Origin of the sequence: Avibacterium gallinarum, assembly GCF_002921135.1 — a bacterium.
GTDB lineage: Bacteria > Pseudomonadota > Gammaproteobacteria > Enterobacterales > Pasteurellaceae > Avibacterium > Avibacterium gallinarum.
In genome coordinates this window covers 43,929-55,703 of the sequence record NZ_PQVJ01000060.1, presented here as the reverse complement: position 1 = coordinate 55,703, position 11,775 = coordinate 43,929, and the positions used below count along the sequence as shown (strand labels likewise).

General features: G+C 40.4%; 9 protein-coding genes. 2 read left to right on the top strand and 7 right to left on the bottom strand.

Translation table 11 applies throughout. The annotated features are described in order from the left end of the window. Nucleotides 1-93 precede the first annotated feature (93 nt). From C3007_RS11205 to C3007_RS11175, 7 genes are read right to left on the bottom strand one after another with little or no spacing between them, the layout of a single operon-like run. Nucleotides 94-1,692 carry a type I restriction-modification system subunit M gene (locus C3007_RS11205; protein ID WP_103854499.1) on the bottom strand — a complete coding sequence of 533 codons (1,599 nt, stop codon included), beginning with the start codon at nt 1,690-1,692 and terminating at the stop codon, nt 94-96. A 35-nt stretch (nt 1,693-1,727) separates the two neighbouring features. After that, nucleotides 1,728-2,951: a restriction endonuclease subunit S gene (locus C3007_RS11200; protein ID WP_103854498.1), complete on the bottom strand. Its 1,224-nt coding sequence runs from the start codon at nt 2,949-2,951 to the stop codon at nt 1,728-1,730. Further along, nucleotides 2,948-3,952 carry a virulence RhuM family protein gene (locus tag C3007_RS11195; RefSeq protein ID WP_103854497.1) on the bottom strand — a complete coding sequence of 335 codons (1,005 nt, stop codon included), beginning with the start codon at nt 3,950-3,952 and terminating at the stop codon, nt 2,948-2,950. The genes C3007_RS11200 and C3007_RS11195 overlap by 4 nt, the downstream gene beginning before the upstream one ends. Beyond that, on the bottom strand, nt 3,945-4,823 hold the full coding sequence (locus C3007_RS11190) for a GIY-YIG nuclease family protein (protein ID WP_103854496.1): 879 nt from the start codon (nt 4,821-4,823) through the stop codon (nt 3,945-3,947). Before C3007_RS11190 ends, C3007_RS11195 begins: the two co-directional genes overlap by 8 nt. Before the next feature lie 15 nt (nt 4,824-4,838). After that, entirely contained in the window at nt 4,839-5,681 is an 843-nt protein-coding gene (dinD, locus tag C3007_RS11185) for a DNA damage-inducible protein D (RefSeq protein ID WP_103854495.1), read from the bottom strand. Nucleotides 5,682-5,696: 15 nt separating this feature from the next. Then, on the bottom strand, nt 5,697-8,948 hold the full coding sequence (locus tag C3007_RS11180) for a type I restriction endonuclease subunit R (RefSeq protein WP_103854494.1): 3,252 nt from the start codon (nt 8,946-8,948) through the stop codon (nt 5,697-5,699). A gap of 9 nt (nt 8,949-8,957) precedes the next feature. Then, on the bottom strand, nt 8,958-9,542 hold the full coding sequence (locus tag C3007_RS11175; RefSeq protein WP_103854493.1) for a restriction endonuclease subunit S domain-containing protein: 585 nt from the start codon (nt 9,540-9,542) through the stop codon (nt 8,958-8,960). Between the two features lie 202 nt (nt 9,543-9,744). On the opposite strand from C3007_RS11175, the gene recO reads away from it, so the two are divergent. Together recO and rlmD are read left to right on the top strand one after the other, a co-directional pair. Then, a complete protein-coding gene (recO, locus tag C3007_RS11170) occupies nt 9,745-10,455 on the top strand; it encodes a DNA repair protein RecO (protein WP_103854492.1) in 711 nt (236 codons plus the stop codon). Nucleotides 10,456-10,458: 3 nt separating this feature from the next. Further along, complete coding sequence (rlmD, locus tag C3007_RS11165; protein WP_103854491.1) at nt 10,459-11,772, top strand: 23S rRNA (uracil(1939)-C(5))-methyltransferase RlmD; 1,314 nt, start codon at nt 10,459-10,461, stop codon at nt 11,770-11,772. The last annotated feature ends 3 nt before the right edge of the window (nt 11,773-11,775 follow it).

The following is an 11,775-nucleotide window of genomic DNA, read 5'->3' as shown; positions in this document are numbered from 1 at the left end:
GGATTTTTGGTGATAAAAAAGCCATTTAGAATAATTGGCTAAATGGCTTTTTAACAATGATTAAGATAAAATTTCTATTTATAAATCAATCAATTAAAATATTGATTTAACCCCGAGAATATTTAACTGTTCGTTGATTTCAGCTTCAAGTTGAGCAATTTCTGCTTTATCTTCGGCAATTTTAGCAAGCACTTCGTCAAGATCGATTTCTTCCTCTGCCTCGAAAGTATCTACATAGCGAGGAATATTGAGATTGTATTCATTGGCTTGCACTTCTTCGAGCGTGGCAAGTTGGGCGAATTTGTCGATATTTTGACGTTTTTCGTAGGCTTCAACAATGGCGTTAATGTGCTGTTCGCTGAGATGGTTTTGATTTTTTCCTTTCTCAAAGTGTTGGCTGGCATCAATAAATAAAATATCGCGAGAAGTGCGGTCTTTTTTGAACACTAAAATACAAGTTGGGATAGATGTACCAAAAAATAAATTTGCCGGTAAACCAATGACTGCATCAATATAATTTTTCTCAATTAATATCTTGCGAATATGTCCTTCTGCCGCGCCGCGGAATAACACGCCGTGCGGTAATACGATTGCCATGGTGCCATTATTTTTTAAGTGGTATAGACTGTGTAAAATAAAGGCAAAATCCGCTTTAGATTTTGGTGCAAGTTTGCCGTATTCGGAAAAACGAGGATCTTTTAATTTACGCTCAGCGTTATCCCAGTTGGCAGAATAAGGCGGATTGGCGACCACCGCATCAAAGCTGCGTGGGCGGTCGATACCGTCTTTATCTAAGCCGTCTGGCCAGTCGGATTCTAGCGTATTGGCGTTAGATAATGTCATATTGGCAAAACTGACGCCGTGCATCATTAAGTTCATTCTTGCCAAGTTGTAAGTAGTGGTGGAAAGTTCTTGTCCGTAATACTTGATTGCCCCCTCTTTTTTGCCATTTGGCAAGGCATTCCCTACAGTAAGCAATAAGGAACCCGAGCCACAAGTTGGGTCGTAAACCGTGAACACATCGTCTGTTTTGGCATCTTGAGTGACAATTCTAGCGAGGATTTGGCTGACGGCGTGAGGGGTGTAAAATTCGCCACCTTTTTTGCCCGCATTTGCAGCGAATTTGCCGATCAGTTCTTCATAAATTTCGCCTAAAATATCTCTGCCATTATTGTCTTTGTACTGCACTTCATTAACCAACTGCACTACTTTATTTAACGCTTTGGTGCGGTCATTAGTGTTAGTGCCAAGGCGAGAATCACTTAAATTAAGATCACTAAATATGCCGCGGAAATCTTTTTGTGCTTCAGGGTTAATTTCACTATTTTGGTTGAAATTATCAATAAGTGCTTGATAATCACTTGGAACAATCTGATTTTGCTCAATTTTTTGGATTAGCGTTGTCCAAGTATCCGCAGGTTCAATAGCATAACCCAAGGTGTTTGCAATATCATTTAAATAATCTTCTAAGCCATCTTGTTTCACGGCCTCGAAATAGGCGTCATTGGCACTTTGGTGTGGTTTTGGTGTAATAATGCCATTCTCAATCAAATAGGCTTCTTGATGTTCAGAAAGATAGCGGTAGAAAATAAAACCTAAAATATAATTTTTATATTCTGAGGCGTCCATATTGCCGCGTAAGTCATTTGCCATTGCCCAAATTTGGTTGGTGATATTTGAGATAGTTGTCATAAAAACTCCGTAAAATAAATTCTTTAACTTAAAACTTAAACAAACATTTGCTGTAATAAGGCTTTTTTCAAAAGCTGATAATGCTCGTGCTGTCGCTTATGAAGAGTAATAAGCCAATCTAGCTGTTTAAATAGATTGCCGATTTTTTGTTGCTCGGGGAGAGTGGGGATAGAAATAGGCATTTCCATAAATATTTTATCTTTTATTGCTATTCTGTCCGCTCTTGCTCCCGAATCACCATTTAATTTCAAAAATAAGTGCCATAAATTCGTAGAAAAAAAGGCATCTAGAAAATCAAGATCTATATTTGAAGATACTCTGAAAATAAAATATAAAGGCGACATAATCCCTATTCTATTCAATTGGTTACGCTTTATTGGTCCAACTGGAGCAAGATTAGAAATTCTAGGGTTATATACAAAGTCATTTGGTTTAACAATATAGTATCCATTTAGATTTTCAGGGTTAGAAATATCTTTATCAAAAAAATCTCGTTGAGAGATAACACCAAATTCTGCTGAGTTAGTTAATGTTTCTTGAAATATTCCGTCTTTATTTTTTTCTGTTACCTTAATAGCTATTTTTCCCAACTTGCACTTTTCCCAAGCGTCAGTAAATTCAGGAAAACGAATTTCTGGAAAATCTGATCCATTTTTCGGGAACATTTTTTGCAAAAGTGCTTTTTTTAGCAAAATGACATCGTCCCACTTACGCTTATGAAGAGTAATAAGCCGATCTAGCTGTTTAAACAGATTGCCGATTTTTTGTTGTTCGGGGAGAGTGGGAAGATATAAAGTTTTGTTCAATAATTCTACTTTTGTTATCCCTTTTATTGATGTTCCTTGGGCTTGGTTGCTTTCTTTTTTTAATATGGAATATAAAGAATAAGCGATAAAAAAAGTATCTCCTTGGATATTGGAAAGTGAAATAAAGTCTTGACTAGTCGTGTATTTATCTGACATTACAGCTAATTTACCCACTCCAACTCTAGTTACAATCGCAATAGAATTAGCTGGGATTAGTTTGGTGGCTGATTTTTCTAATGCCGTTTTTGAAATAAATTTTTTAGCTATAACGGGAAATATCTCATCAATTTTTAGGTCTGACGATTGTATCCAAGCAATGCTCCCATTCCAAAATTCTTTTATTAACGTACTAGGCGTTCCTCCTCCATAGGCTTGTTTAGCCACTTCCCCCAACTTGCACTTTTCCCAAGCGTCCGTGAATTCGGGGAATCTTAATTTTGGTATATTGCTCATTGTGTTAGCTCCTTAATTTGCGTTGTAATCTGCACGAAACTGTCATTTTCATCCTCCTTATCGGCTTGCAATGCCTCTTCTTGTTTACGTTTTTGTGAAAATTCGTCATAAATTGACCGCACTTTTTCCTCCATTTGTTTGTGAGTAATTTTACCTGCTGTTTTGAGCAGAGGTTTATCATTAAAGGTGAGCAATGCATCTACATTATTACGCCAATAATCTAAGGTGAGATCTTGGCGATTTTTCACGCGTAGCTCGGCACTTTCCAAAAAAATCACCACAAGACGATTTAAACTGTCAATTTCATCAGCACTTAGGTAGTTTTTTGCCGTGAAAATATCTTGTTTGCGTACTTTATTGCCTTGCCAGCTGGTCAGTGCCATATTAGGGGCGTTGGCATCGGCTCGGTTCACAATGAGTTCCGCTGCGGTTTGCTGAGTAACGGCGTAAATCAGTTTATTTTGTGTTTCAGCAAAAAACATTTGCGTGGCTTTGTCGCTGCCATCATAATCGCTAGAAAGAGCGAAAAGTTCCCGCACTTTTTGGTAAAAACGCTTTTCACTGGCGCGAATGTCTCGCACTCTCTCCAAGAGTTCATCAAAATAATCAGGACGACCGTCAGGGTTTTTCAGGCGTTCATCATCCATTACAAAGCCTTTTTTCATTAACTCAGCAAGCTGAGTGTTTGCCCATTGACGAAACTGCGTTCCCCGTTTACTCCGCACCCGAAACCCGATCGCTAAAATCATTTCTAAGCGATAAAATGCCACATTATAATTCTTGCCATCTGCGGCAGTTATTGAGAAATACTCAATAACTGAATTTTCTGATAATTCTCCTTCTTTCAATATGTTAGCAATATGTTTGTTGATATTGCTTACTGAGGTGGCAAAAAGTTCCGCCAGCTGATTTTGATTCAGCCACACCGTGCCATCTTGGGTATAAAGCGACACTCTGGTTTTGCCGTCCTCGGTGTTGTAGATGATAATTGGATTATTCACTTGGGGCTTCCGTTTCACTTGCGTAAATTTCTTTTAAGGTTTTACCTTCTGCGGTTTTAAATTCCGTCCAGCCATTGGCATTGCCTAAAATCAGTAATGATGCAGCGGTGCTTGGGCTATTAAAGCGAAAATCTTTGCTAAAAAAGCACCGCTCTTTGTCTAAGGTGAGTATGCCTTTTTCAATCAGTTCATCACATTGTGCAATGGTTCTCAGACGATAGTTGGGGGCATTTGATTTCTCAATGTAGGGGAAATTTGAGCCTTTTAATACAATCATACCATCTTGAGTATAAATAGCCTGAGCTTGTATGCCATTGCGTGGACAGTAGAAAATCATTTCTTTTTTGGTCGCTGATTGTGCTTTGCGTAATGGCTCAAAAATAGGGTAGCCCAAGGTGGAAAGCAGTAAATCTGCAATTTCAAACATTGTTTCACAAGCTGCTTTCAGTGGCGGTGGTGTGTGCGTCTTCTGCCCTTTGTTCCCATTAGAAAGGCTAAAACGCTGGCAAGATTTGGCTTTTTCAATCGCAAGCCATTCCAAATACAGGGCGTGAGTTTGAGTAAGATTTTGCGTGAGGGAAATCAGCACCAACGCACGCGACCAATCTTTTTTATCTTCGATATGGTGGCGTTCAATGCGTTTCCCCACCTCGCCCGATTGCCCGATATAGACTTCATCGTTATCCGCACCACCGATGAGAAAATACACCCCCACTTGGGCGGATTCTTCCATTTTCAGAAAGGTGGCTAAATCACGACGCGGCACTTCGATCACACGCATAATCGATGTGCTTTCTTCAATAATCCGAATCCCCTGCGGCTCACCGGTCGGCAGGAAAATTTGTAGGGTTTTGGGGTGTTTATTCGTCATACTATGATTCCAATTTTATTTATTCGGTAATTTGCCCGTTTTACTTGCCAGCTTCTTTTCTTCTGCTTTAACTTGTCGTTCTATTTTCTTCAAGTCTTCTTCAGGAGGAAGATTTTCAGGCTGAATCCCTCGTTCACCCAGCATATTGCGTATGGTTCTGTTGTTTTGTATATGCTCTTCTGTAATGGCTTTTTCACCTTGTAAATTGGCTTGCTGTGTATTGTGGTTTGTCATTTCTGTTGCTAAATTTTTAGCAGCAATGGTTAATGTTGGTAGAAAATCCGCAAGAGGGCGAGTTTTTGTGATGCCATAGCGTTCTTTCATTTGTTGAGTGGTATAACCAAATAATGCATGATCGCCATGAGAACGGATGCGTCCAAACCCTTTTTCATCAACGCCACGTTCATAAATATTTTGTGAAAGTATTTTTTCTGATGTTCTTAATCGCTCCCTTGCCTCTAAACGAGATTGTACTTGCATTCTTTGTTCAATAAGTTCTTGCTTGCGTGTTTGAACAGCAAAATAACTTTGCGCAAAAGCAATTTCTGGTTTACGAGGATCACCATTTTGAGCAATAAGATAGCAGGCGTAGCGAGTTAGCATAAGATCTTCAATTTCACGTTGGCTACCACTTCCGAGAGTAACCATTTTCGTGACGCCACGAAAATGGTCTGAAGGCAGTTGTCCAGAGTGTTTGCAAGCTTCTAACGCCCGATTAATAGCTGTTTTAAAATTCTCCCAGCGTTCATACCCCAAAAGCGTTTGTAAATCGCGAGCGAACCAGAATTCAATATTCTCTGAATCAATTTTTTGTACGGCTTGTTCAAACAATGTTTGTAAAGTTTGGATATTATTCATTTGAAACTCCTTGTTCTAATCCTGCACCAACCCATCAGCCAACTGATAAAACGCTTCACGTAATGCGGTGCGGTATTTAATGTTGGATAACTGCTGTATATTTGCATTGGTAGCAAGTGCGGTGTAATTTTTGCTGCCTTCTGTGATGATATTGGTGAGTTTTTTATCATCGTCCAAATCTTTCTCGCCATAACGATGGTTCGCAATAAGATTGCGGATTTGAGCATTATTAATGATGTCGGTAATGCCCCATTTATTGCGAAAATCTAATAATCTGCGATCAATGCTGATATTGCTTGCGGCGCTGATGGTATGGGAAAGCTCGGCAACGCTGATATTTTTCCATTTTTGGCTTGAATCTGCTGGATACTCGCCAGCCATAATAGCTTGAATTGCACGGCGAATTTGTTCTGCATAGGAAGTATCTTCCATACCGTTGGCAAATTGTTGGATTTTTTCTTCCGTTTTTTCTGCGGCTTCAGTTTCGCCTGCTTGTACTTGGGCAATAAGCTGATTCACTAATTCGGTGAGATAATCATAATCAACTTTAATGTCCTTAATGTGTGTCATTCGCAGCTCAATTTGGGAGATTGGAATATCCTTTTTCTTGGCTAAATGGTGTTTTAATTCTCCTGCAAGCACGGTAGTGAGCATTTCAAATTGGCTTGGCGTCATTCCAAGTGCTTCAATCAATGCATCTGGATTATCGTAGTCAAATCCTGCAAGATGACCGTCAATTTGCTCAGCAGGATATTGTTTTAATTTGGTAATGCCAGCATTAAACTCGCGTAGCTGTCCTAGCATTTCTTCTTTCGCTTTTTCGCTAGGTGGAAGTTGCATAAATGGTTCGCCGCTTGGGTTTTTCGTACATTCAGCAAGTGTTTGAACAACCTTTTTAACTTCTTCTAACTGTTGATTGAAAGGCTTAACTAACCAAGGTGGAGTTGGGTCATCACCACCATAGACAGGTGTAGGTTCTTCCACTTTATTGGCGGAGTCTTTGTTTGCGTATGTGGCGAGTGCTTCATTCATTAGGCGTTCATTTTGTACAGGCCAGCGGTAGTTCACCACTTGTCCCCAAGGTTTTTCTTGCAGATCTGCAATTCGGTTGGTGCGTGAATAGGCTTGCACTAGCCCAGCACCTTTTAGGATACGATCGACATAAAGCGTGTTAAGCCCTGGGGCATCAAAACCCGTGAGCAGTTGATCGACAACTATGACCAGATCAAGATAATTTCGGTCATAAACGGTTTTATTTAAGCGTGAACTGAGATCATCAAAATATTCTGGAATTGTATTTAAACCCCAGTTTGTGCCAAAGATAGCATTATAGTCATTGATCGCATCGTGTAAGGCTTGATTTGTTTGTGCCATTCCATCACTGTTTTCTGTATTAAGGCTATAAGTTAAGGCAACTTTTAAGGTAAATTCGCCTTTTTCCGACCGCTCTTTGTTTACACGTTGGAATTCTCGATAGTATCTTGAAGCAAGTGGTGTGCTTGCGCCAGTGCCGCTGACGTGGGTGGTGAACATTGCGTTATATTTGAAATCATTGGAACGGTTACGCCAATTTTTAAAAATATCTGCAACCACAAGGCGGATATGTTCATCACTTTCATCATAAAAATTACGGGTGAGCGTGCGTTCCACTTTTTCGCCTTTGGTGATCGTGCTTTTGTTATCGTTATCTAAGAATTTGGCTTCATCAAATTCTTCTTTACGCATCGCTTCAAGCTCAGCATCAATTTTCTCTTCTGACCAATCTGGGTATTTTTGTTTAAGTAGTTCGCGAATATCTACGGTGCTTTTGAAATCCACTTTAAAGCCCAGCACGTTGCGATCTGCAATGGCTTCTTTAATTGTGTAAGCGTGTAATGATTCACCAAAAATTTCTTTTGTAGTTTTTCTATCAAATGTTGGGGTGCCAGTATATCCTACCCAAACGCTATGCTTGAATTTATCTTTAATGAGTTGGAACTGTTCCCCTGCGGTGGAGCGGTGAGCTTCATCAACAATAAAAACGATATTTTTATTGGGGGCGGTGAAATCACGGCTTTTTGCCAGTTTGCCAAGTTTTTGTACACTGGTAACAATGATACTGTTTGCATTGCTTTTGAGCTTTTTACGTAAATCTCGCGTGTTATTGGTATCAAGAATTGAGCCGACATCATCATTGTTATCAGGATCATAAGCACGATAGTTTTCAAGGGTTTGTTTAGTTAATGCGATACGATCAACGACAAAAACCACCTTGTTTACTTTTGGTAAACGGCTTGCTAGCCAAGCAGTTTTGAAACTGGTGATGGTTTTTCCCGATCCTGTGGTATGCCAAATATAGCCGATTTTTTTCTCGCCCATTTCAAAATCAGCTTTTTTGATCCCTTCAATGACCGCCTGCGTAGCATAAACTTGGTAAGGACGCATTACTTTCAGCATTGTTTTATTCGGCGTGCCGTCTAAAATCATATAGTTGGTTGCCATCTGGTGTGCCATTGGGATAGATAGCATTGAGTCTGCAAAGTCTTTCCAAGAGCGCACAATACTGTTATCACTGCGTTTTTGCCAAGCAAAGGAAAAATCCTTATTAAAATAATCTGCCGTGGTGTTTGCCATATATCTTGCATTATGTGGCGTCATTCCAACCAAGATTTGTACCGTAGAAAAAATCCCTTGGTATTGTTGCTCTTTGATATATTGTTCCATTTGATTGAGAGCTTCATCAACGGAATGTGCATCTGCTTTTAGCTCTAGCTGAATGATGGGCAATCCATTGATTAGCAAAGTTACATCAAAGCGGCGATTTTGTTTACCAGGGATAACAGCAGGGCGTTCAATTTGATTCACAATTTGATAAACCGTGTCGCCAGCGCCAACTTGTTTTTGATCAAAAACGGTTAAAAAAACGTGGCGACCATCGTCTAAATCAATCTCAATTTGTGAAACGCCATTGGTTCCATAAAGAAATTTACCCGCGTCAAAGGGTGTGCGAGTTTGCTCCGCCAGTTTAGTTTTTACTTGATTAAATTCATTTTCACTTAACGGCGATTTTAATGATTGCCTATTTAAGCGTTCTAAAATACCTTTAAAATTATCCCAAAGTTGTTCTGTTGTTTTTATGTCAGGAAGATATTCCCAAATTCTTGTTTTTCTAGGAAAATCCAAATAATGGCTTAAGCCTTGCAAATGATCAGCGGTAGTAATGTTTCCCGTGGAGAGATATTCAATAAGGGATTGTTCAAACTCGGATTCGTATTGATAGTTAGACATAATCATTCCTTAATTCTTGATGTTAGATTTGCATTGTTTTTGAAAATTATTCAGTAAGTGTGCGGTAAGTTGTGCTTCATTATCTGCCACCCATTTTTTAAGCATTGTGATACGGCGTTGCAGACGATCAACTTGCCCGATAGCTTGTTGCACAGACAATGTAGGAAGTGGCGAAAGTTGCAAGTTTTTTAATTGGTTAAGGCTATATTTCATTACAATAGATCCTTGCAAACTGGCGACTAACTGCCGTTTTATATCAGCATCATTATTCAGTAAATAAACCAAAAAGCCCTTATCAAGTTCTTCCGATGGACACAGACGAGCATAGTTGTGAGAAAACGCATAGCCAGCACGCGCCTGACAGACTTGCACTGCCGTTCCTGAAATCAAGCTAAAAATGACATCATTTTCTTGCAGCAGAGTGGGGTTATCTGGCGTACAAATTTGCTTACCTTGCGTAGATTCTGCTCTCGTTTCAAAATCCGCTTGCAAATCCGCTTGATCATATAATGAGTAGCAAGGGCTGCCAGCTTGTTCATTTAGCCGAGAAAGCGGCGTACCGATTTCAAATCGTACAAGATCTTGTAGTTTCATTTTGTTCCTTATTGAAATTACAAAGTTAAGTTGCATTATATTCCTGTATGATTATTCGTCAAGGTGTTTTTGTTATTTTTATAAATAACGTTTTTATTTTACAAAAAACACCAAAAAATCCAGCCGCACTTTTCCCCCTAACTCTGCAAAAAATCTGTTAAAATATCCCCACTTCAACGAATAATTAGCTAAGGATACGGTTATCGAAAATTGGCAGCGGGGCTTTGTTTTGCATCGTAGGGCGTACAGCGAAACGAGTTTATTGGTGGATTTGTTTACGGAAGAAACGGGGCGTTTGACGGTGATCGCGAAAGGGGCGAGAACAAAGCGTTCAGCGTGGAAAAGCATTTTGCAGCCGTTTACGCCGTTGCTTCTGCGTTGGACTGGAAAGGGGGAGTTGAAAACCCTGACCAAAGCCGAAGCGGCATCGCTCACTTTGCCAATGCAGCCTACGGCGCTTTATAGCGGTTTTTATGTGAATGAATTGCTGATGCGTTTGCTGGCCGTTGAAACCCCTTATCCTGAGATTTTCCAAGACTATCTAAAATGTATTACGGGCTTGGCGAGTGTGTCTGAGTCTGTCGAGCCAAGCCTGCGAACCTTTGAATTTCAATTACTTACAGCAATGGGCTATGGCATTGATTTTTGCCATTGCGCCGGTTCAGGTGAGCCTGTCGATGAAAATATGACCTATCGTTATCGTGAAGAAAAAGGCTTTATTGCGTCTTTAATTAAGGATAATCTCACTTTTTATGGCAGAGAACTGCTGGCGTTTGAGCGGCGAGAGTTTCACGATCAGGCGGTGTTGCAAGCGGCGAAACGCTTTATTCGCATTGCCCTGAAACCTTATTTAGGCAGTAAACCGTTGAAAAGTCGAGAATTATTCACCCAACATATTTTGTATCAGAAATAACCTATGGCATTACTTTACTCCCCGAAAAAAGTGGAAAAAAACCACCGCACTTTTACTGCGCAAGTGCAAGATTTAGATTATCAAGGGCTAGGCGTAGCGAAAATTCAAGGTAAAACGTGGTTTATCGAAAATGCGCTGCCTGATGAAAACGTGCAGGTCGAAGTGTTGGAAGAAAAGCGTCAATATGGCAAAGGGGTCGCGAAAAAATGGTTGCAAACTAGCCCACAGCGTGTGCAGCCTGCTTGTGCTCATTATGCAAAATGTGGTGGCTGCCAAACTCAGCATATTCCCTTGGCAATACAACGGGAGGCAAAAGAGCGCGCCTTATTTCAGCGTTTAACGAAATTGCAAGCTGAACCTATCGCCTTAATGCCCCGAATTGTGGGTAGCCAATGGCATTATCGCCGCCGTTTGCGTTTGAGTATAAATTGGGATAAAAAGCTGGGGCTGCGCATTGGCTTTAGGCAAAAAAATTCGCAAAATATTGAGCCAGTGCAATCTTGCCTTGTGATCGAAACGCCACTCAATCATTTGTTACCAAAAATCACCGCACTTTTGCAAAACTGGTCTAACCCGAAAAATTTAGGCCATATTGAACTGGTGCGAGCGGATAACGGTGTGGCATTATTGCTACGTCATCAAAAAAATTTGGCGGAAAACGACCGCACTTTGTTGCTTGAGTTTGCTCACCAAGAGCGCTTAATGCTGTTTGTGCAAGATGATGTACAAATCCAGCAGCTTTATGGCGAAAGCCCTTATTATGAATTGAATAATGGGCAACGGCTGCATTTTGATGTGCGTGATTTTATTCAGATTAATCCGCAACTCAATCAAGCAATGATTGACACCGCACTAGATTGGCTCGAGTTAAATGCCCAAGATCAGGTGCTGGATTTATTCTGTGGAATGGGTAATTTCACCTTGCCTATAAGCCGTCAAGCCAAGCAAGTGGTGGGCGTAGAAGGCGTGGCGGAAATGGTGCAGAAAGCGACACAAAATGCGGAACGAAATGGCTGTAAAAATGTCCAATTTTATCAAGGCGATCTGGCACAATCTTTTGCTGAACAACAATGGGCAAGCCAAGCATTTAGCAAAATTTTGCTCGATCCCCCACGCACGGGCGCAGCATTTGCAATGCCGTTTTTGTGTCAGTTACGGGCAGAAAAAGTGTTGTATGTGTCTTGTAATCCCGCAACGCTCGTGCGCGATGCACAAATGTTGTTGCAAGCAGGCTATCAATTAACCCAAGTGGCAATGATCGATATGTTCCCAAATACGGGGCATTTGGAGAGCATTACTCTCTTTGAACGGAAATAATAA